Genomic DNA, 21,910 nt, shown 5'->3' with positions numbered 1-21,910 from the left:
GCCGGTCAGGGGCCTGTCGGCGCCCCCTCGTAGCATCGGTCCGATGCAGGACGCCAAGCTCGAGATCCAGATGCTGCACGACCGGGTCCTCGTGAAGCCGGACTCGGCGGGGGAGCGGCGTAGCGGCGCGGGAATCGTCATCCCGGCAACCGCTGAGGTCGCCAGGCGTCTTGTATGGGGGGAGGTGCTCGGCACGGGAGCGCACTGCCGCACGGTCAAGGTGGGTGACCGGGTGCTGTTCGCCCGTGACGACCAGTACGAGGTGGACGTGCAGGGCGCCACCTACCTGGTCCTGCGGGAACGGGAAGTGCACGCCGTCGCGACGGAGCGCACCGAGCACGGTACTGGGCTGTACCTGTGACGGACCGGGCTTCCGCCCGGTTCGATGGTTGAGGGGAAACGGACTTCATGCCCGAGCGGCAGTCATCGCCTGGGGAGGCGACGGCTTCTCCGGAGCCGGAGATCACCGAACACGCGCGCGACACCGGGGGAACCGAGCAGACGGCGTCGGGGGACGCGCCGGACGCGGCGCGGGCACCTTCCCCGGTCCGGACGGCCGAGCGCGCGGGCAGCGAGAGCACGCCCGCACCCACACCCGCACCGCGTCCGACGCCCCGCCCCGCCCCGGCCGCGCCGCAACCTGAAGGCGACGAGAGCCCCACGGTGCGCACGCCTGCCGGGCGCGCGCCGACACCCCGGCCCGGGAACGGCGAGCACCCGAACGGCCACCCGGGGAACGGTCACGCGGGGAACGGGCAGGCCGGCAACGGCCAGGCCAACGGACAGTCGGCGAACGGACAGCCGGTCAACGGCGAGGCGCCGACGATCCGCGCGTCGGCCCAGCGCCCTTCCCCGGCGGCACGTCCCGCCGAACCGCACCCGCTCGCCGACCCGCGGCCGCCCGCGGGGGCACGTCCGCCCGCCGACCCGCGCCCGTCCCCTGCGCCGCACCCGCCCGCCGATGCCCGCCCGGCCGCGCCGCGTCCCCAGAGCGAGCGTCCCCCGGCGACTCCGCACCCGCTCGCCGATCCGCGACCGTCCGGGCCGCCGCACCGGCCCGGTGAGAGCCGACCCGAGCAGCGCTCCGGTGAGGCGGCCACGGTCGTCGTCCCGGTGGCCGTGCCAGGAGCAGCCCGGTCGCCCGCCGACGGCGAGGCCACCCAGATGCTGCCGCGGTCGCCGTTCGCGGCGGACGACCCGGTCACCGAGCGCATCGAAAGGGTCCCGGCCATGGGTCCCCGCCCGCCGATGCCACCCGCCGACGCTCCGACCAGGGTCGGTCTCGGCGGCCCCGGCGACATCGACGACGGAGGACGGGGCGATCGCACCGATGGCGGACCCCGGCCCGGCCGCGGCCGCAGGCGCGTGCTGGTGCTCTCGGCGGTCGTCGGCGCGCTCGGCCTGCTCTACGGCGGTGACCTGCTGCTGAGCTCCGGATCGATGCCCCGCGGGGTCACCGTGGCCGGCATCGGCGTCGGTGGCATGTCGCTGGCCGACGCCGAGACGCAGCTGCGGTCGGAGATCGGCGCCCGCACCAGCGGTCCGATCCCGGTCACCGTCGGCGACGCGCGCGGGGAGATCGACCCGGCCGCGGCGGGGCTGTCCATCGACTGGGAAGGCACCCTGGGCCGGGCCGGCTCCCAGCCGCTGAACCCGATCACCCGAATCACCTCGTTCTTCTCCGGCCGCGAGGTGGGCGTGGTGACGAGCGCCGATCCCACCGCCCTCAACGGGGCGCTGGAGCAGCTCGGGCCGGTCGTCGACCGGGAGCCGGTCGAGGGCTCCGTGCGGTTCGAGGGCACCCAACCCCAGCCGGTGGACCCGCAGCCCGGCCAGCAGCTGAACGTGGCCGCGGCCGTCGACGTCGTGCAGCGGGACTGGGCGAACGGGGGCGCGGTCGTGCTGCCCATCACCGAGCTGCCGCCGACCACTACGGCGGAGGACGTCGCCACCGCGATCCAGGAGGTGGCGCGGCCCGCGGTGGCCGCACCGATCACGGTCATCGGCGAGAACGGGGTGCAGGGCACGGTCACCCCCGAGGTCATCGCGGCGTCGCTCAGCTTCGAGGCCGAGAACGGCGGCCTGGTGCCGGAGCTGAACCAGCAGGCGATCCAGGACGCGCTCGCGTCCCAGATGGCGGCGTCGGAGAAGCCGGGCCGGGACGCCACGTTCGAGTTCACGGGCGGCCGCCCCACCCTCGTGCCGTCCCAGGACGGGCGCGGCGTCGACTACGAGGCAACCGTCAAGGCGCTGGTCGGCGTGCTGAGCAGCCCGCAGCCGCGCGAGGTCACCGCGGTCTACGCCGAGAAGCCCGCCGAGGTCACCACCGAGGAGCTGCGCGCGGTCGGCAACCCGGAGATCATCGGCGAGTTCACGACGGGCGGTTTCGCCCCCGATTCGGGCCTGAACATCCGCCGGGCCGCCGAGCTCGTCAACGGCACGGTCGTGGGGCCCGGAGAGGTGTTCAGCCTCGACGCGGTCACCGGGCCACGCACCGCGGCGAACGGGTACGTCGAGGCCGGTGTGATCGACAACGGGCGGGCGTCGCGGGGTATCGCGGGCGGGGCTTCGCAGGTGTCCACCACGCTCTACAACGCCTCCTACTTCGCGGGCATGACGCTGCTGGAGCACAAGGCGCACAGCTTCTACATCAGCCGCTACCCCGCGGGCCGGGAGGCGACGATCGCCACCGGCGCCATCGACAACAAGTTCCGCAACGACAACAAGACGCCGATCCTGATCCGGACCCGGTGGACGCCGACGTCGGTCACCGTGCAGATCTACGGGCAGCGCCAGTTCGAGGTCACGGGCGAGTTCGGGCCGCGCACCAACCCGACCCAGCCCAACGAGGTCACGATCCCGGCAGGCGAGGACTGCCACGCCAGCAACGGGTCACCCGGTTTCACGATCACCGACACCCGCACGCGCCGCAACGTCGACACGGGCGAGGTCGCCAGGGAGACCATCACGACGCGCTACAACCCGGCCCCCCGGGTGGTTTGCGAGGATTGATCCCGGTGGTTCCGACCGGACCTCCGGTCGGAACCACTAGCAGCTCACCTGCGCCGGGGGTTCCGAAAGCGGGACCCGAGTTCGTACCCTCGGTTCGTCAGCGGCGACGAGATCGGGGGTACGGGTGATGCGGGTAGCGGACGTACTGCGCAGAAAGGGCTCTACCGTGGCGACGGTTGGGCCCGATGCCAGTGTCACCGAGCTCCTCGGCGAGCTCGCCGCCCACAACGTGGGTGCCCTGCCCGTCGTCGCGGGCGGCAAGCTCATCGGCATCGTCTCCGAGCGTGACGTCGTACGGCGGCTGCACGTGGGCGGTGCGGCGCTGCTCCAGGCCAAGGTGTCCGACATCATGATCACCGAGGTCACCACATGCAGCCCCGGTGACGACGTCGGCGACCTCGCCGCTGTGATGACCTCCCGGCGCTTCCGGCACCTCCCCGTAGTCGTGGACGGCACGCTGACCGGCATCGTCAGCATCGGTGACCTGGTGAAGGCGCGCATCGACCTGTTGGAGTCCGAGCGCGCCCAGCTCCAGAACTACATCGCAGGCTCGTAGGCGTTCGTCGGAACAGGGCTCATCCCTCACCCCAGCAGCGGGGTCAGCGCGAGGCGGAGGGACACCGGCGCCGCTTGCAGTTCGTGCTGCGGCAGCACATCGGGTCCGCAGCTCGCCGTGCCGACACCCCGGTGGGCCATGTCGACGGTGAGCTGGACCCGATCGCCCGGCACGAGGTCGACGGGGTGCTGGGCTGCGTCGAGGTCGGCGCTGGTCCAGCGCCGCACGGTGAGCCCGAAGGTGTCGGCATCCCCGTCGCCGGAGGGAAGCGCCTCGATCCGCAGGCCCGCACCCCCGCCCGTGAGCTCGGCCCAGCGCACGTCCGTCCGCCTCCCGTTCTCCTGCGGCATGACGTAGGGCGTCTGCAGCGCGTCCACCGAGCTCGTGAACCGGCCGACGCGGGCCGCCTGCCGGGTGTCGGGGTAGGCCTCGCCGGGTCCACCGCCGAACCAGGTGACTCCGTCCAGCTCGGCAGGCAGGGACCAGACCAGGCCCAGCCGCGGGATCGGCCCTGTCCACTCACCCTCCGGCTGCACGGAGACGTCGAGGAGCACCCCGCCTCCGGCCAGCGGGGCCCAGCGCATGGTGGAGAGGAACCCTGCGTCGAGGGCGGCAGGGGCCGTGCGGGTGCGCACGACGACCGCACCGTTTCCTGGACCGTCCTCGTCGCGCACGTCGAGCACCCGGTGCCGCAGGCGGTGCAGGCCGATCGCGCGCCAGGCATCGGCTGCCGAGTCGCGCGGGATCCGGTCGTTGTCGGTGGGGGCGCGCCACGCGTCGAGGCGCGGCCCGTCGACCGCGATGCCGGCGAGCTCGCTCAGCACCCCGCGCACGCGGTCCAGCGCCACGGCGCCGCCGCCCGGAACGGCCGCCGTGCGCGGGCGTCCCACGAGCCGCGTCTGGCCCCATGCGATCTCGTGGCCCGCGGCGGCCCACGGCGCATCGAGGGCGAGGACGGCTCGCACGGTCAGCCAGGTCTCGGCGTCGCCGCCCGCCTTGGCCGGCAGGTCGAGCTCGACGCTCTCACCGGGCGCGACGTGGGGCACGTCCAGCTCACCCGCCTCGACCTCGACGCCGTCCTCCTCGACGGTCCACGGGAACCGCAGGTGGCCCAGATCGAGCACCTCGTGCAGGTTGGTGACGCGCAGGCGCCCGTCCGGGGTACCGGTGATCCGCACCGGCTCGATCACCTTGGCGAACTCGTGCAACCCGGGCGACGGCGTGCGGTCCGGGAAGAGCAGCCCGTCGGCCACGAAGTTGCCGTCGTGCAACTCCTCGCCGAAATCGCCGCCGTAGCCGAAGAACTCGCGGCCGTGCGCGTCGCGGGTGCGGAGGCCGTGGTCGATCCACTCCCACACGAACCCGCCCTGACAGCGGGGGTGCGCCTCGAACAGCTCCTGGTACTCGGTGAGCCCGCCCGGCCCGTTGCCCATCGCGTGGGCGTACTCGCAGAGCACGAACGGCGCGGCGCGCCGCGCCGCGTCCTGCACCGGGTCGACACCACGGGCTGGCTCCTCCCGGCGACCGATGAGGTCGGTCTCGGCCTGCGAGGCGTACATCCGGCTGTAGACGTCGGACCAGCGCCCGTCGGGGCAGTGCTCGTAGTGCACCGGGCGGCCGGGGTCGCGGTCCTTCGCGTAGCGGTACATCCGCTCGAGGTTGCGGCCGGTCCAGGACTCGTTGCCGAGCGACCACATGATCACGCTGGCGTGGTTCTTGTCGCGCTCGACCATCCGGCGCATCCGGTCCTCGAACGCGTCCCCCCATGCCAGGTCGTCGGTGGGGTTGCCGCGCCAGCCGACGTGCACGAAGCCGTGGGTCTCGAGGTCGCACTCGTCCATGACGTAGAGGCCGTACTCGTCGCACAGCTCGAGGAACCGGGGGTGCGGCGGGTAATGGCTCGCGCGTACCGCGTTGATGTTGTGCCGCTTCATCAGCAGCACGTCGTCGAGCATGTCCTGCTCGGTGACGGCGCGGCCGCGGTCGGGGTGGAACTCGTGCCGGTTCACGCCGCGCAGCAGCACCCGCCTCCCGTTGACGGTGAGCAGACCGTCGGCGATCCGTACGGTGCGGAACCCGATCCGCAGGTCGACGCGCTCCGCGTCGGTCACCACGTGGAGGCCGTACAGCCGCGGCACCTCGGCGCTCCACGGCTGCGCGTCCGGAAGGCGCACCTCCTCGCCGGGGGCGATGTCGACGCCGAGCTCCGGCACGAGGATCCGGGCGGCCGGATCCCCCGCGACGTCGACGCGGAGGGTGCCTGCGCCGTCCTCGTAGCCTGCGTGCACGAACACGTCGTCGACGCCGCTCGCCGGCCGGTTGAGCAGCGTGACGTCCCGGAAGATCCCGGACATCCACCACATGTCCTGGTCCTCGAGGTAGCTCCCCGCCGACCACTGGTGCACCCGCACCGCCACGAGGTTGTCGGCGCCCGGGCGCACGAACTCGGTGACGTCGAACTCGGACGGGAGCCTGCTGCCCTGCGCCGTGCCGACCTCGTGGCCGTTCACCCACAGCGCGAAGCAGGAATCGACGCCTTCGAACCGCAGCACGACGCGGCCGCCTGCCCACTCGGCAGGTACCGCGACGGTGCGGCGGTAGCTCCCCGTCGGATTCTCCGTGGGCACGCGGGGCGGGTCGATCGGGAAGGGGTAGCGCGTGTTGGTGTACGCGGGCTCGCCGTACCCGTGCAGCTGCCAGTGTGCGGGCACCGGCAGCTCCGCCCATCCGCTGTCGTCGAAGCCGGGGTCGGCGAATCCCGCAGGTGCGTCCGCGACCGTTCCGGCCATGTCGAACCGCCACTGCCCGTTGAGGCTGAGCCGGGGCGCGTTCGATCGCACCGCCGCGCGCGGCGGGAGCATCCGGGCGTCCGGGCGCGGGTCCTCGAGGTACGGCGGGGTCACTGCGGGCTTCCTCCTGGGGCGGGGCGTGGGGTGTAGCGGCCGGTGCTGGAGCGCACGATCAGGTCGGGGACCATCCGCACCGGAATGGGTTCGGCGGCGCCGGGGTGCTCGATCTGGGCGAGCAGCATCGCGACGGCGCGACGTCCCTCGTCGATGAAGTCCTGGCGCAAGGTCGTGAGCGGGGGGACGAGGTAGGCCGCCTCGGGGATGTCGTCGAAGCCGATCACGCTGACGTCTCCCGGCACGGTGCGGCCTGCCTCGTACAGCGCGCGTATCAACCCGACCGCCATCTGGTCGTTGGCGGCGAACACGGCGCTCACGTCCGGATCGGCCGCGAGCACCTGCCCGGTGGCGTAGCCGGAGCGCGCGCTCCAGTCGCCCTGCAGCGGCTCGTGGATCGGCGCTCCTGCCTCCTCGAGGGCCGCGCGCCAGCCCCGCACCCGTGAGCGCGCCGCCTCGAACCGCAGCGGCCCCGCGAGGTGCCGGACGGTGGGATGGCCGAGGTCGAGGAGGTGGCGGACGGCGTTGTGGGCACCGGCGGTCGAGTCGAACTGGACGCCGGCCGCGACGGCGTCGAGGCCGCCGCGCAGGACCATCAGCGGGACGGTCGGCGGCAGCACGCGAAGCGCGGCGGCTGCGTCCACCTCGGGGTCGATCGCCAGGATGCCCTCGACGCGCTGCGCGGTCATGCGCTCGACGGCGGCGAGCGCCGAGGCGCGGTCGAAGCGCGAGAGGCTCTCGGTGCTCACCGTGTACCCCGCGCCGCGGATCGCCGCTTCGACGCCCCGCAGCGTGGTGGTCGGCCCGTACAGGTCGGTGCCGATCGTGACGATCCCGATCGTGCGTGACCGCCCCGATGCGAGTGAGCGGGCGGCCGGGCTGGGCCGGTAGCCGAGCTCGCGCATCGCGGCGAGCACCCGTTCGCGGGTGGAGGCGCGGACCCCCGGCTGGTCGTTGATCACACGCGAGACGGTCTGGTACGAGACGCCCGCGAGCGCGGCGACGTCCATCATGACCGGCGTGCCGTGCCGCCCGGTGGCGCGGCGGGCACCGCTGTCGGTCATCGCCGCCTCCTCGCATCGACTGTGAACGCTCACACGATAAGGCCGGTACGCGGGTCTCAGGCAAGCAACGTCTTCCGGGCACCCTCTTGACCGCCCGTGTGTGAGCGCTCACACTTGCGGCCGCGGCGTGGCGACGACGATCGAGGAGGATCGCCGATGGCGGTTGTGAGCCATGGCATGGCCGTACGGGAGCAGGTGCACCCTTCCCGGCGGCGGGCCCTCACCGGGTTCTTGTTCTTCGCGCCCTTCCTGCTCGTCTTCGTCGCCGCGATCGTCGCGCCGCTGCTGTACGCGATGGGCCTGAGCCTCTTCCGGCGGCGGCTGATCGGCGGCACCACGTTCGTCGGGCTGGACAACTACCTGCGCGCCGCCACCGACCCGCAGTTCCTCGCCGGGCTCGGGCGCGTCGGGCTGTTCCTGGTCGTCCAGGTGCCGGTGATGCTGCTGCTGGCGCTGTTCGTGGCGCTGGCCATCGACAGCAAGCGCGTGTGGTGGCCGAAGCTGTTCCGGCTGGGAGTCTTCGTGCCCTACGCGGTGCCCGCGGTGGTGGGCACGCTGATGTGGGGCTTCATGTACGGCGCCCAGTTCGGCCTGATCGGGCAGGTGGCGAGGGCGTTCGGAATGGACCCGCCCGACCTGCTCGGGTCGACGCTCATGCTCCCGTCGCTCGCCAACATCGTCACCTGGCAGTTCGTCGGCTACAACATGCTGATCCTCTACGCGGCGCTGCGGGCCATACCGCAGGACCTCTACGACGCCGCGGAGGTGGACGGTGCGGGCGAGCTCCGGAAGGTGTGGAGCGTGAAGCTGCCGGCGCTGCGGCCGGCGCTGCTGCTCGCGGCGATCTTCTCGGTGATCGGGAGCTTCCAGCTATTCACCGAGCCGAAGGTGATGACGGACCTCGCGCCCGCCGTGATCGGTACCTCGTACACGCCCAACATCTACGCCTACGAGCTCGCCTTCAACGGACAGCTGGTCGACTACGCGGCAGCGCTCTCCGTGCTGCTCGGGCTGGTGACGATCGTCGTCGCCTACGTCGTGCAGCTGACCATCGCCCGGCGGGAGCGGATCCTGTGACCGCCGTCGAGACGGCGCCCCGTGCGGCCCGACCGGCGACCCGACCGGGCACGGGCGGCCGGGGGCCCAACCGAAGGCCCAGCGTCGTCCTGACCGTGATGCTGCTCGGCCTGCTCGCCTACTTCCTCCTGCCGCTCGCCTGGCTCGTGATCAACTCGACGAAGAGCACAGCCGGGCTGTTCCAGAGCTTCGGGCTGTGGTTCGCCAGCGACTTCCACCTCTTCGAGAACGTGCGCGAGACGCTGACCTACCAGGGCGGCATCTACGGCCGGTGGTTCCTGAACACCGTCCTGTACGCGGTGGCGGGCGCGGGCGGTGCCGCGCTGCTCGCCGCGCTCGGCGGGTACGGGGTCGCGAAGTTCGACTTCCCCGGCAGACGGCTACTGCTCGCGGGCGTGCTGGGCGCCGTGATGGTGCCGGCCACCGCGCTGGCGATCCCCACGTACCTGCTGCTGAGCACGGTGGGCTTGGTCGACACCCCGTTCGCGGTGATCATCCCGTCGCTGGCGAGCCCGTTCGGGCTGTACCTGATGTGGATCTACGCGGCGGCGGCCGTCCCCGACGAGCTGCTCGAGGCGGCCCGCATCGACGGAGCCAGCGAGTTGCGGATCTTCTGGTCGGTGGCCATGCGGCTGCTGGCCCCCGGGTTCGTCACCGTGCTGCTCTTCCAGCTCGTCCACGTGTGGAACAACTACTTCCTTCCGCTGATCGTCCTCAACAACCCGGCCTGGTACCCGCTCACGGTCGGGCTCAAGCAGTGGAACGAGCAGGCGTACGGCGGTGGCGGGGGCTCCGTGGCCGTCCTGAACCTCGTCATCACGGGCTCGCTGTTGGCGATCATCCCGCTGATCGCCGTTTTCCTCGTGCTGCAGCGGTACTGGCAGTCGGGCCTCGCGATGGGCGGCGTCAAGCAGTGATCACACCTTCGGGAGGTCCGAAACCCATGATCAGATCACGGAGCACGTTCGCGGCGGCGTCCGTCGCGCTCGCGATGGCGCTGTCCGCGTGCAGCGGCGGCGGTGGTGGAGGCGGCGCGGCCGGTGGCGGCGAGACCTGCGACGGCCCGCTCGCGTTCTGGACGTGGGTGCCGAACATCCAGTCGGCCGTCGACCTGTACGAACAGACCCACCCCGGCACCGACATCGAGGTGACGAACGTCGGGCAGGGTGACGAGCACTACACCCAGCTGCGCACCGTGCTCACCGCGGGCACCGGCGCCCCCGACGCCGTGCAGATGGAGTTCAAGAACATCCCCGGCTTCACGCTCACCGACTCGCTCGTCGACCTGAGCCAGTACGGCGCGGCGGAGCTGGAGAACCAGTTCCTCCCGTCGGCGTGGCGGCAGGTGCAGTTCGGCGGCGGGATCTACGGCATCCCGCAGGACACCGGCCCCATGATCATGCTCTACCGGCCGGACATCTTCGACAGCCTCGGCATCCCGGTCCCGACCACGTGGGACGAGTACATCGAGGCCGGACGGCGGATCCACGCGAGCGACCCGAACCGCTTCATCTCGAACATCGGCCCTGACGACGCGGGCGGCATCCAGAGCCTGCTGTGGCAGGCCGGCGCCCGCCCGTTCCGGCTGGAGGGCGAGTCGTCGCTCACCATCGACTTCTCCGACGAGGGCGCCGCCCGCTGGGTGCAGACGTTCAACACCCTGGTGTCCGAGCAGCTCGTCTATCCCGAGCCGGCGTTCACCGACGAGTGGTACCGCGGGCTGGCCGATGGCCGCTACGCCACCTGGGTCGCGGGCGCATGGGCCCCGACGTTCCTGCAGACCGTGATCCCGCAGACCGAGGGCCAGTGGCGGGTCGCGCCGATGCCGAACTACGGCGAGCCGGTCGTGCCCGAGAACGGCGGGTCGTCCGTCGCGGTCACCACGCAGAGCGAGTGCCCTGCCGCCGCGGCCGACTTCGCGAAGTGGCTGAACGCCGACCCGGCAGCGGCCAAGCTGCTGAACGACGAGAGCCTGCTGTACCCGGCCACGAGCGCGCTCGTCGAGGACCCGGCGTGGCTCGCCGCCCCGATGCCGTTCCTCGGTGGGCAGCAGGCGAACCAGGTCTACGTCGCGGCCTCGAAGCAGGTCTCGGAGGGTTGGCAGTACACGCCCTTCCAGGACTACACCGAGTCGGTGTTCCCCGACACCGTCGGGCAGGCCCTCGTCAACCGCACCGACCTCCAGGCGGGCCTGAACGCCTGGGGTGAGCGGCTGCGTGGCTACGCCACGGAGCAGGGCTTCCAGGTCCAGGGCAGCTGATCGGCCGACGAACGGCCCGCTCGTCGGATAGGTGCCGACGAGCGGGCCGTTCGTACCCGCTGGTCGAGTAGCGGAGGCGCCCCGCGCCGGAGCGTATCGAGACCGACCGGAGCCGCGGGTTCCTCTCGGTGTGGTGGTCTCGATACGGGCCGGCGCTGGGGCGCCGGCCCTACTCGACCACCGGGTTTGGATCAGAACGCGGCTTCCGGGAGCTCCATCAGGCTGTTGTCCGTTGCCTCCAACACCGCGCGTTGGGCGGTCAGCTGGGGTAGCACCGTCTTGGCGAAGAACCGCGCGGCGCCCACCTTGCCTTCGTAGAACGCGGCGTCGCGAGCCGAGTGCTCGCCGCCGAGCGCCGTCAGTGCCACGTCGGCCTGGCGCAGCAGGAGCCAGCCGATCAGCAGGTCGCCCACGGCCATGAGCAGCCGGACGCTGTTCTGCCCGACCTTGTAGAGGCTCTTCGGGTCCTCGGTCGATGCCATCAGGAAGCCGGTGAGGGTGCCCAGCATGCCCTGGACGTCGACGAGCGCGGTGGCGAGCAGCGCCCGCTCCTCCTTGAGCCGCCCGTTGCCGGACTCCGCGTCGAGGAACGACTGGATCTCGCGCGCCACGTACCCGATCGCCTGCCCGTTGTCCCGGACGATCTTGCGGAACAGGAAGTCGAGGGACTGGATCGCCGTGGTGCCCTCGTAGAGAGAGTCGATCTTCGCGTCGCGGATGTACTGCTCGATCGGGTAGTCCTGCAGGTAGCCGGACCCGCCGAGGGTCTGCAGCGAGAGCAGCAGCTGCTCGCTGGCGCGCTCGGAACCCACACCCTTCACGATCGGCAGCAGCAGGTCGTTCACGCGCACGGCGAGTGCGGTGTCGGCACCGGTGAACTCGCCGGCCTTGACCTCGTCCTGGAAGGTCGCGGTGTACGTGTAGAGCGCGCGCAGACCCTCGGCGTACGCCTTCTGCAGCATGAGGATGCGGCGCACGTCGGGGTGGTGGGTGATGGTCACGCGCGGGGCGGTCTTGTCCATCTGCCGCGTGAGGTCGGCGCCCTGTACGCGCTCCTTGGCGTAGTCCAGCGCCGCGAGGTAGCCCGCCGAGAGCGTGCCGATGGCCTTCGTACCCACCATCATCCGGGCGTACTCGATCACCTGGAACATCTGCGCGATCCCGTCGTGCACCTCGCCGAGGAGCCAACCGACCGCGGGCACGCCGTGCTGGCCGAACGTCAGCTCGCACGTGGTGGATGCCTTGAGGCCCATCTTGTGCTCGACGCCCGTCACGAACGCGCCGTTGCGCTCGCCCGGCTCGCCGGTCTCGGGGTCGAAGTGGAACTTGGGCACGAGGAAGAGCGAGAGCCCCTTCGTGCCCGGCCGCGGGGTGATGCCGACGCCCTCCGGGCGGGCCAGCACGAGATGCATGATGTTCTCGGTGAGGTCGTGCTCGCCGGAGGTGATGAAGCGCTTGACGCCCTCGAGGTGCCAGGTGCCGTCGGCCTGCCGCACCGCCTTCGTGCGGCCCGCGCCGACGTCGGAACCGGCGTCGGGCTCGGTGAGCACCATGGTGGCGCCCCAGCCGCGGTCGATCATCATCTCGGCCCAGCGCTTCTGCTGCTCGGTGCCGTTGCGGTGCACCACGGCCGCGAAGTTCGGGCCCGCCATGTACATGAAGGCGGCCGGGTTGGATCCGAGGATCAGCTCGGACGCGGCCCACTGCACGGTGGCCGGGATGCCGTAGCCGCCCAAGTCGGTCGGCAGGGACAGGCGCCACCACTCGCCGTCCCACAGCGCGCGGTAGCTGTCCTTCAGCGACTGCGGCAGCGTGACGGAGTGGGTGGCCGGGTCGAAGACCGGTGGGTTGCGGTCGCCGTCGGCGAACGACTCCGCCAGCGGCCCGGTGGCCAAGGCGTTCAGCTCGGTGAGCACGCCGCGCACCGTGTCGGTGTCGACGCTGTCGAAGGGTGCGGTGCCGAGCCGGTCCTGCACCCGGAAGACCTCGAACAGGTTGAACTCGAGGTCCCGCAGGTTGCTCCTGAAGTGGCCCATCGTGCATCGCTCCTCAGCAGGGTGGGACGGCCTACTCGTCAGTAACCACAAGGGTATTACTCATCGGTAACCCCAGCAAGAGCGGCCCGACCGGGCGATCACACCTTCGAGCCGCAGCGTTGTACGGAGCGTTTGCATCGCTCATCGTTCGGCGATCAACACAACGCGATCAAGAACAGCGCGATCGAACGCATGGACCGGCGATGGGAGGGCGACGTGTGGGGTCCGAACGTGTCCCGCCGCGGAGTCCTCCTCGGCGGGCTCGTCCTGACCGGGGCGATCGGTGGCCTGATCCGGCCGCAGGAGGCGTGGGCGGCGGGACCGGGTGTGAAGGCTCCGCCGATCATCGGGTGCGACGCGTGGCGGGCGCGGGAGCCGTCGGACGTCGTCCCCGTGTGGGAGCAGCGGCCGGTGCGGATCATCGTGCACCACACCGCGACCCCGAACGTCGAGGACTACAGCCGCGGTGCGGGCGAGTTCGTGGCCCGCAAGATCCAGGACTTCCACATGGACCGGCGGGGCTGGATCGACACCGGGCAGAACTTCACGATCAGCCGCGGCGGTTACGTCCTCGAGGGCAGGCACGGCAGTCTCGAGGTGCTGCGCTCGGGCGACCGGCACGTCGAGGGCGCGCACTGCACCGGGCAGAACGTCGAGGCCGTCGGGATCGAGAACGAGGGCACCTACTCGACGCTCACCCCGCCGGACAAGGTGTGGGCGCGACTGCGGGCCATGTGCGCCTACATCTGCCAGCAGTACGGGATCGCGCCGACGGAGATCGGCGGGCACCGCGACTTCAAAGACACGCTCTGCCCCGGTGACAGGTTCTACGCGATGCTGCCGCGGCTGCGCACCGAGGTGGCGGACTCACTCGGGGAGCCATTGGACGACCGCGCCGCCCGGCGGGCGTCGTGGCCGCTGCTGCGTCCCGAAAGCTCCGGGCCCGCCGTGGAGGCGGCCCAGCACCTCCTGCGCGCGGCAGGCCTCGTCGACGTGCAGCCGAACAGCCGCTTCGACGAGAGGACGGCCGTGGCCGTGCGGCAGTACCAGCAGGCCCATCGCGCCGAGGAGGTCAACGGGCTGATCGGTGGCGAGACGTGGCCGTTGCTCGTGACCGCGCAGGGCGGCGATCAGGATGAGGTCGCGCTCGCGGTGCGGGCGCTGACGCCCGACGGCGCCGTGCGCGCGTCTGCCATCCCGGGCGTCGAGGAGTGGAAGCGCCTGCTGAGCGCCGCCGACCACCGCCCGTGACGTCCAGGCTCACCAGACCCTGGACTTGTCCTCCCAGACCTTCCACGGCGCGTCGCCGTTGGCCCACAGGCTGTTGAGCGCCTGGTAGTCCTTGTAGGTGTCCATGGCGGCCCAGAAGCCCTCGTGCTTGTTCACCGTGAGCTGCTTGTCGCGGGCCAGTCGCTGGAGCGGCTGGGCTTCGAGGAACAGGTCCTCCTCGTCGTCGAGGTAGTCGTCGAGGAACGACTTCTCGAACACGAAGTACCCGCCGCTCACCCACCCGGTGACCTGGGTCGGCTTCTCGTTGAACTCCTCGACGACGTTGCCGTCGACGTTCATCTCGCCGAACTTCGAGGTGGGGTGCACGCCAGTGACGGTGCCGATGCGGCCGCCCTCGGCGTGGACCTTCGCGAGGTTCGCGATGTCCACCGCGCTGACGCCGTCACCGTAGGTCATCATGAACTGCGGGGTGTCGATGTAGTCGCGGATGCGGCGCAGCCGCGCGCCGGTGCCGGCTTCGAGGCCGGTCTCGGCGAAGGTGATCTCCCAGTTCTCGTCGGCCACGCCGTTGCGGAACCACGGCTGGTGGTCGCCCTCGGACAGCGTGAGCGTGAAGTCGGACATGTGCGACCGGTAGTCGAGGAAGAACTGCTTGATCTCCCAGCCCTTGTACCCGAGGCAGAGGATGAAGCGCCGGTACCCGTAGTGGCTGTACAGCTTCATGATGTGCCAGAGGATCGGCCGTCCGCCGATGTCCACCATGGCCTTCGGCAGCCGTTCGCTCACCTCGCGGATCCGGGTGCCCTGTCCGCCGCACAGGATGACAACGGGAGTGTCGTAGTCCATCAGGAAGCGTGTCCCTCCGATGTGTGGGGAGCTACTCGTTGTAGTCGGGGAGGCCGGTCGCTCGATCTTCTGTCGTAGTGCAACCCGGGCTCGGGGAGCAAATCTCGCGAAAGGCTAGACGCTCTGCTATCGCATGCTCCTGCTGAGTTGTGACATGGACGTTGCCCACGTCACCCGAAACGGTGACGACCCGGTGGCCGCGCTCGACCAGTAGTCCCGAGTTCTCCACCGGGCGGGGCCGGTCCGCGTGCACGGCGCGGAGCACGTCCGCGCGGAACGCCTGGGGAGTCTGGGTCAACACGAGGTCGTCCTTCGGCAGGGTCTCGACCACCTGGCCGTCGCGGACCCGCTGCACGACCTCGAGTATCGGGATCACCGGCACGGCGCCGTCCGCGCCACCGCGCACGGCCTCGACCACGGCCTCGAACAGCGCGTCGGACGCGAGGGGGTGGGCCGGGTCGGCCACCGCGACGATCGCCGCGTCCGCGGGTACCGCCGCGAGCCCCGCGCGCAGCGACTCCGATTGGTGGTCGCCGCCTTCGGCGACGGCGTCGACCGGCTCCCCGGCCCACGACCGTCCCGGGGGCAGCACGACGACGACACCGTCGCACGTACGGCGTGCGGCCGCCACAGTGCGGGCCACCATCGGCACACCGCCGACGTGCTCGAACTGCTTGGCCCGCTCGCCGAACCGCCGCGAGGCGCCGCCCGCAAGCACGATCGCCCACAAGGCCCCCTGCATGCGGGAGATCGTGCCACTCACCTGATCGAGGGGGACCGCTGGGCACACACCGCAACCGCCCGACGTCGATCGTTGCAGGGCCCTCGGTAATCTCCGATCAGTGTCGACGCGAACCCAGCCGGCGCCGCGGGCCCCGGAAAGGCTGCTCGCGGGCTCGCCCGCGGCGCGTCGACTCGTGCACGAGGCAGCCGCCCGATCCACGGTCACCCGCCGCGTAGACGTGATCGGACCGGGCGGGCACGGCAAGACCGTGTTGCTCGACGCGCTCGCCGCGGCGTTCACGGCCGCAGGTGTCACCGTCCACCGGGAGATCGCCGGGATGACGGAGCTGGGCATCGACGACGCACTCCTGCTCGACGACGCCCACCTGCTCCCTCCCGACGAGCTGGATCGGCTCGCGCTGCTCGCCGCCGCGCCCGGCGGCCACCTGGTGGTTGCGCACCGCCCGTGGCCACGGCCTCCCGGCACCGCGGCGCTCGGAAGCGTCCTCGCGGCCACCCGCCCGCCGGTGGTGCTGGAAGCGCTCGACCGCACCGGGGTCGCCGCACGGGCCGCGTTGCTGCTGGGTGGCGACGGTCCGCCAGCGGAGCTGGTGGACCACGTGTTCGAGCAGACCGCGGGCCTGCCGGGGCTGGTCGATCGGCTGCTCGGCGCGCTCGTGGAACGGGTCGGGTCGGACTGCGTCCGAGGCATGCCGCTGCCGGCGGAGCCGCCTGCCGGCCTGCTGGTGCAGCTCGGCTACCTGGTGCACGGGCTCGGCGACGAGGTGGGCGGCCTGCTGCTGGCTCGCGCGCTCGGCGCGCCGCTGGAGTCCGAGGTGCTCATTCCGCTGCTCGGCCTCTCCCCCGACGACGGCGCGGTACAGCTCGACGAACTGCTGGAGGCCGCGCGGGCCGCGGGGATGCTCACGGGCGACGGGAAGGCGGTCCCGCTCGTATCGGCGGCCGTGCTGGCGCGCACGCCGCGAGCGTCGCGCATCGAGCTGCGGCGCACCCTCGCCGAGATCGAGCTCGACCGAGGCGGCAACGTGCTCGCGGCCGCCCGCGGCCTGCTCGGCACCGGCGCCAGCGGGTCGAGGGTTGCGGCGGTGTTCACCACGGCGGCCGAGGAGGCGCTGCGTACCGGTTCACCGGAAGCCGGTGAGCTGTTCGACGCGGCTGTGCGTGCGGGGAGCTCCGCGCTCGCCCTCGCCGCCGGCCGGGCCGAGGCCGCGGTCCTCACCGGGGATCTCGACCTCGCGCTCACCCAGGCCGACCAGGTGCTGTCCGACCCCGATCTGGTGCCGCCCGCGGATGCCGTGCGAGCCGGCACTGTTGCGGCCGCGGTGCTGGCCCACCGTGGGCTGCTCGGTCGCAGCGCGGAGCTGTACCGGTGGATGAGCACGGCACTGGAGCCCGCGATGGGCGCCACCGCGGTGCTCGCCGTGCCCGCGCTCATCGGCACCGGCGCCCTCGACGAGGCCGGCAAGATGTTGCACGCGCCCGCGGCGGGGCACGGCGCCCCGGTGCGCCCGCCCACGCTGCTGGCCGGCGCCGAGGAGCTGATGGCCCAGGGGGTGTACGACTCGGTAGCCGGGTCGCCCACCGCGGCGCTGTCGCAGCTGACGCGCGCCGCGTCGCTGCTGGAGGCCTCGCAGCGCTCGGCGTTGCTGCCCGACACCCCGGCCGCGCTCGCGGCGCTCGTCGCCGTGCACTGCGGCGAGCTCGACGTCGCGCAGTCGGTGCTGGAGCGCGCTCTGCGGGTCGGGCTGGGTGGACGCGGGTCGGTCACCCGCCACCGCCTCCTGCTCGGCTGGATCGCGCTGTTCCGCGGGGCAACGGGCGCGGCCCGCTCCGCGCTAGCCGTGGCGTCACCGCCGGGCGCCGTCCTCGAACCGCGCGACGAGCTGCTGGCCGCGGCGCTGGACGTCGCGCTCGCCCGGCGGGCGGGCGACCTCGCCGTGCTCATGACGGCGTGGGGCCGGGCCCGGGAGGCGATCGTGCGGCACCCCGTGGACCTGTTCGTGCTGCAGCAGCTCGGCGAGCTGTGGGTCGCCGCCACCCGGCTGCGGGAGTCGAGTTGGGTGCGTCCGCACCTCGACGAGGCCACCCACCTGCTCTCCCGGCTCGGCGACCCCGCGCTCTGGGCGGCGCCGCTGCACTGGTCGGGCCTGCAGGCCGCGATCCTGTCCGAGAGCCGCGATGCCGCGAAGCTGCACGCGGCCGCCCTGGAGGCCGCCGCGGACGGCAGCCGGTACGCCGCCGCGATGGCCGCGGCCGCCCAGCACTGGGTACGGCTGCTGGACTCCGAGGTCGACGCCGCTGGCGTGGAGGCGGCCGCCCGCGGACTGCACGCCGTCGGGATGGCGTGGGAGGGCGGCAAGCTCGCTGGGCAGGCGGCGATCCGCACCCGCGACCGCAAGGCGATGACGGCGCTGCTCGGGTGCGCCCGCGCGTTGCAGAGCACGGGCCCGGCCGTGCGCCCCGTCGCGGTGGAGGCCGACACCGACAGCGACCCACGCGGGCTCCCGGTCACCGCCACGGAGACCGAGGCGGTGCCGGACCTGGCCTCCGACGGTGCAGACGGCCCGCTGAGCGACCGCGAGCGGGAAGTGGCCGAGCTCGTGCTGGAGGGCCTGACCTACCGGCAGATCGGCGAGCGCCTGTTCATCTCGGCGAAGACCGTGGAGCACCACGTCGCGCGGATGCGCCAACGCCTCGGTTCGGGCAGCCGCGGTGAGCTGTTCGCCCACTTGCGGCAGATCGTCGGGCCAGGCACCGACGCCTAGCGTGTCCCAGCGTCCCCCGCCGGGGGACACTGGGCATCGGCGCTGACCTCAGTTCCGCATGGTGGCCAGGATGCCCTCGCAGCTGCGGACCACCTGGCGCGCGACGTCGGCAACAGCTCGGCTCGACAGCGGGCTTTCGCCCCGTCGCCGCCAGCGGCCCGCCGAGTCGATGGCGGCATCCCAGATCTCCTGCTGGCTTGCGTCCGGCTCCAGCCCGAGCCGGGCGGGGGCCGCCCCGCCGTCGCCGCCCAGCAGCCGCTCGGCCTCCTGCAGCACTTCCTTGGGCAGCTTGATGGCCCCGGCACGCAGCGCGGAGAGCAGACGCAGCTCGGCGAACTCGTGCGCTCCCGCGAGGATGCGTTCCACCTCACCGGCCAGGTGGGCGGTGGCGGCCCGCGGCTCCTCGCGGGTGAGCACCAGGTCGACGGACAGCAGCGCCGACCGCGCCTTGAGCAGATCCCGCCGCTCGCTGAACTGCGTGGAGAGCACGCTGCGCAGCTCGTCGAGACCGCTGCGCTTGACGAGCTCGTTCGAGATGGCGGTCGGGTCGGTCATGCCCTGGCGGATCAGCGTGGTGGCCAGCCGCACTCCGAACATCCCGAACCGCTCCATCAAGCGGGCTCGGGTCTGCGAGTCCGGGGCATCGGGCGAGTCGAGCTCGGTGCGGGAGAAGCGGTCGGCCGACAGCAGCATCGCCTCGATGTCCGCGCGGGGCATCGCGGCGAGCGCGGTGAGCGCCGTGAACTCGCCTTGGCGCATCGTGCGGCCGGTCTGGGCCAGTAGCCCCGCCACGGCGACCACGGTCTGGCACAGCCCGCGGATCTTGTCGTCGGCCCGGTAGCGCCGGGCGATCTTCCGCGCCGAGGTGAGCGCGTTGAGCCGGCCGGCGCCGATCTCGTCGGCGCGCGAGAGCACCCCGATGGTGTTGACCGGGGTAGCCCGGGCCACGCCCTGGTCGAAGAACGACTCGAGGAACCGGACGTCCGTGTTGTGCAGGTGACGCATCAGGTAGATGACGGCGTCGGCCTGGGTCGGCGCGTCCTCCGGCGCGAGGAACGCCCCCGCCCGCGACGAGGTGTCGGCCGACAGCGACGCGATGCCAGGGGTGTCGATCAGCGTCTGCGTGCGCAGGCTCTGCGACGGCCACTCCACCTCGAGCTTGTCGACCTTCTCCACCGGGAAGCCGTTCAGGTCGAACGAGAGCCCTCCGCCGGAGCGGTTGATCGTGAGCTGCTGTGGGTCCGAGCCGCGCGGGTACATCCGGACGCGTGGGGACTGGGCGTCGACGTACCAGGTGACGACGCGGGTGCACTCGCCGGCGTCGGTGGGGGCGATCTGCTCCCCGACCAGCGCGTTCAGCAGCGTCGACTTGCCCGCCTTCACCTTTCCGGCGATGGCGACCCGCAGCGGCTCGTCGAACCGCTGCAGGTTGTGCGTCAGCCAGCCGTGTGCTTGCGGGCTGTCCTGGTAGGCCTCGATCGCCTGGCGCAGCAGGATCCGTACTGCGGCGCCGAGCGGGGGCGCGGGCGCACTCATGCGGCACCTCCGGAGATCGCGGTCGCTCGTTTGTCGTTCACCAGCGCCTTGGCGCGCTGCGCCATGCCGTCGATGCGGGCGAGCTCCGCCTTGAGGTCGCGGATCCGCTTCTCGCGACCCGACGTGTTGGTCTTCAAGGCGTTCTGCGCGGCCTGGACGGACGCGGAGATCGAGGTGCTCATCTCCTCGGCGAGCGCGCTGAAGTGGTCGCGCAGCTGGCGCTGGGTGCGTCGCAGCATGTCGCCCGAGTCCTTGCCCACCTGGAATGTGACCTCGTCGATGTGCTTGCGCACGCCCTGTTTGGCGTCGGCCCGGCGCTTCGTCAGCAGCCGCTTCTTCTCGTCGCGCACCGCCTTGATGCCCAGCAGCAGGCCGGCCGGTGCGCCCGCGAAGACCGAGAACCCCGCCAGCGTGCCGATCATCCCGAACATCAGCATGCCGCCGTAACCGCCCTTCATGCCGGTCAGGAGCTGCATGCCGCGCCCGAGGCGCTCCGCCTCCGGCTGCTCGAGCTGGTCGACCTTGCCGGCGATGCCCTCGTCGTCGAACCGCAGTTCGGGCATGGCGATCTCGGCGCCCTCGGCGAAGTGTTCGGCCACCTGCACCGCGAGGTACCGGGCCCGCTCGGCGGCCCAGACGAAGTTGGCCGACGCCGCGGAGGAGATCTGCTGGTGGAACCAGTCGGAGAACTGCTCCCACACCTCGGCCGGGTCGGACTCGTCGATGAGCCGGTCGGCCTCGCGCCCGATGGTGCGCAGCCGGTCGCGCAGGTCGTAGCCGATGTCGGACTGCAGGTCGGCCACCCCGTCGTTGAGGGTGATCTGCCAGCGCGAGGAGCGTTGCTTGAGCTCGTCGGCCCGTGACTTGGCCTTGGTGAGGTCCTCGACGAGGGCGTTGACCTTCTCCGGGTCCTCGAGGATCGAGAGCTCTGCCTTCATCCCGGACGCCAGCTGGTCGGCCACCGAGAGCACGTCGTGGCTGGTGGAGCGCCGGTCGAGATCGTCGGACTGGGCCACGACCTTGTGCAGCAGGTAGTCGACGAGCGGCTTGAAGCCGGACTCGTCCATCAGCTCGGCGTCCTGCTCCTTCGCCGCGTGCAGCCGCAGTACCGACGAGACCGGGAAGATCTCGGCTTTCACGCCGGCCTTGCGCAGGTGGCCGCGGTCGAGCTCCTCGATGCGCCGCCAGTGCGGGTACAGGTCGGTCTTGGTGAGCACGCACGCCACGTTGGGGCACAGCTTCATCGCCGCGTCCAGGAACTCCAGCTCGGGTGCGGTGTACTCCTGGGCAGCGTCGGAGACCAGCAGCACGGCGTCGGCGCTGGGCAGCGCCGACATGGTGGCCGCGCCGTGGGCCGACCCGAGCCCGCCGACACCAGGGGTGTCCACCAGCACCAGCCCACCGGACAACAGCTTGCGCGGCAGCCCGACCTCGGCGTAGCTGATCAATGCCTTGTTGCCCGGGTTGCCGGCCTCCGAGACGTGCTGCACCAGCTGGGTGGCCGGCACCGCGGTGCGCTCCGTGGAGTCCTCCGACTCCCCCTCGCGCACCAGTGCGGCCCCCGTGGTCTCGGCGTACTTGACCACCGTGGGCACCGCGGTGGCGATGTCGTCGTCGACCGGGCACACCGGAGCGTTGACCAGCGCGTTGACGAGCTGGCTCTTGCCCTGCTTGAACTCACCGACGATGAGCACCCGCACGTCGGGGTCGGCGAGCCGTTTGCGGGTCTGGAGCAGTCGCCCACCGAGGTCGGGACGCTCGTAGGCGGTGGTTGCTTTCAGCGCGAGGTCGACCAACTCGACCGCTGCGGGAACCGCCACGCCGGTCCTTCCCTCCTCGTCGACACCTGCTGGCCGTCCGCCCGATCCTGACTCACCGGAT

At 71.8% G+C, this 21,910-nt stretch carries 15 protein-coding genes; 8 read left to right on the top strand and 7 right to left on the bottom strand.

The window, feature by feature from the left end; genetic code table 11:
- Positions 1-43: 43 nt before the first annotated feature.
- The 3 genes from K1T35_RS46805 (at position 44) to K1T35_RS46795 (ending at position 3,568) form a co-directional block, all read left to right on the top strand.
- On the top strand, positions 44-361 hold the full coding sequence (locus K1T35_RS46805; protein ID WP_142107190.1) for a co-chaperone GroES: 318 nt from the start codon (positions 44-46) through the stop codon (positions 359-361).
- 47 nt (positions 362-408) lie between these two features.
- Positions 409-3,012: a VanW family protein gene (locus tag K1T35_RS46800; protein ID WP_220258053.1), complete on the top strand. Its 2,604-nt coding sequence runs from the start codon at positions 409-411 to the stop codon at positions 3,010-3,012.
- Positions 3,013-3,139: 127 nt separating this feature from the next.
- Entirely contained in the window at positions 3,140-3,568 is a 429-nt protein-coding gene (locus tag K1T35_RS46795; RefSeq protein ID WP_220258052.1) for a CBS domain-containing protein, read from the top strand.
- 26 nt (positions 3,569-3,594) lie between these two features.
- Here the strand turns inward: K1T35_RS46795 and K1T35_RS46790 are convergent, their stop codons facing one another.
- Complete coding sequence (locus K1T35_RS46790) at positions 3,595-6,471, bottom strand: glycoside hydrolase family 2 TIM barrel-domain containing protein (RefSeq protein WP_255621400.1); 2,877 nt, start codon at positions 6,469-6,471, stop codon at positions 3,595-3,597.
- Positions 6,468-7,535: a LacI family DNA-binding transcriptional regulator gene (locus K1T35_RS46785; protein WP_220258051.1), complete on the bottom strand. Its 1,068-nt coding sequence runs from the start codon at positions 7,533-7,535 to the stop codon at positions 6,468-6,470. Before K1T35_RS46785 ends, K1T35_RS46790 begins: the two co-directional genes overlap by 4 nt.
- Positions 7,536-7,691: 156 nt before the next feature.
- Here K1T35_RS46785 and K1T35_RS46780 point away from each other — a divergent pair, with 156 nt between their 5' ends.
- From K1T35_RS46780 to K1T35_RS46770, 3 genes are all read left to right on the top strand, one after another.
- The gene (locus tag K1T35_RS46780) at positions 7,692-8,612 is read left to right on the top strand and encodes a carbohydrate ABC transporter permease (protein ID WP_255621399.1); all 921 of its coding nucleotides are present in this window, start codon (positions 7,692-7,694) and stop codon (positions 8,610-8,612) included.
- 98 nt (positions 8,613-8,710) lie between these two features.
- On the top strand, positions 8,711-9,529 hold the full coding sequence (locus K1T35_RS46775) for a carbohydrate ABC transporter permease (protein ID WP_220263295.1): 819 nt from the start codon (positions 8,711-8,713) through the stop codon (positions 9,527-9,529).
- A gap of 26 nt (positions 9,530-9,555) precedes the next feature.
- On the top strand, positions 9,556-10,872 hold the full coding sequence (locus K1T35_RS46770) for an ABC transporter substrate-binding protein (protein WP_220258050.1): 1,317 nt from the start codon (positions 9,556-9,558) through the stop codon (positions 10,870-10,872).
- 191 nt (positions 10,873-11,063) lie between these two features.
- On the opposite strand, the gene K1T35_RS46765 is transcribed toward K1T35_RS46770, so the two are convergent.
- Positions 11,064-12,908 (bottom strand): acyl-CoA dehydrogenase, encoded by a 1,845-nt coding sequence (locus K1T35_RS46765; protein WP_220258049.1) that lies wholly within the window; start codon positions 12,906-12,908, stop codon positions 11,064-11,066.
- Positions 12,909-13,100: 192 nt separating this feature from the next.
- On the opposite strand from K1T35_RS46765, the gene K1T35_RS46760 reads away from it, so the two are divergent.
- Positions 13,101-14,159 (top strand): N-acetylmuramoyl-L-alanine amidase, encoded by a 1,059-nt coding sequence (locus K1T35_RS46760; protein ID WP_220258048.1) that lies wholly within the window; start codon positions 13,101-13,103, stop codon positions 14,157-14,159.
- 9 nt (positions 14,160-14,168) lie between these two features.
- Here the strand turns inward: K1T35_RS46760 and K1T35_RS46755 are convergent, their stop codons facing one another.
- Both K1T35_RS46755 and K1T35_RS46750 read right to left on the bottom strand, forming a co-directional pair.
- Complete coding sequence (locus K1T35_RS46755) at positions 14,169-14,984, bottom strand: glucose-1-phosphate cytidylyltransferase (protein ID WP_220258047.1); 816 nt, start codon at positions 14,982-14,984, stop codon at positions 14,169-14,171.
- 31 nt (positions 14,985-15,015) lie between these two features.
- Positions 15,016-15,726, bottom strand: a complete 711-nt coding sequence (locus K1T35_RS46750; RefSeq protein WP_220258046.1) for a 2-C-methyl-D-erythritol 4-phosphate cytidylyltransferase — start codon at positions 15,724-15,726, stop codon at positions 15,016-15,018.
- A gap of 100 nt (positions 15,727-15,826) precedes the next feature.
- Here K1T35_RS46750 and K1T35_RS49555 point away from each other — a divergent pair, with 100 nt between their 5' ends.
- Positions 15,827-18,493, top strand: coding sequence for a LuxR C-terminal-related transcriptional regulator (locus tag K1T35_RS49555; protein WP_255621398.1), 2,667 nt, complete (start codon positions 15,827-15,829; stop codon positions 18,491-18,493).
- 48 nt (positions 18,494-18,541) lie between these two features.
- Here K1T35_RS49555 and K1T35_RS46740 read toward each other — a convergent pair whose 3' ends face one another.
- Positions 18,542-20,029, bottom strand: coding sequence for a dynamin family protein (locus K1T35_RS46740; RefSeq protein ID WP_220258045.1), 1,488 nt, complete (start codon positions 20,027-20,029; stop codon positions 18,542-18,544).
- Positions 20,026-21,849, bottom strand: a complete 1,824-nt coding sequence (locus K1T35_RS46735) for a dynamin family protein (protein WP_220258044.1) — start codon at positions 21,847-21,849, stop codon at positions 20,026-20,028. Before K1T35_RS46735 ends, K1T35_RS46740 begins: the two co-directional genes overlap by 4 nt.
- Positions 21,850-21,910: the final 61 nt, after the last annotated feature.

This window comes from Pseudonocardia sp. DSM 110487 (assembly GCF_019468565.1).
In the GTDB taxonomy this organism is placed as follows: domain Bacteria; phylum Actinomycetota; class Actinomycetes; order Mycobacteriales; family Pseudonocardiaceae; genus Pseudonocardia.
This window is presented reverse-complemented; position numbering and strand designations above follow the sequence as displayed.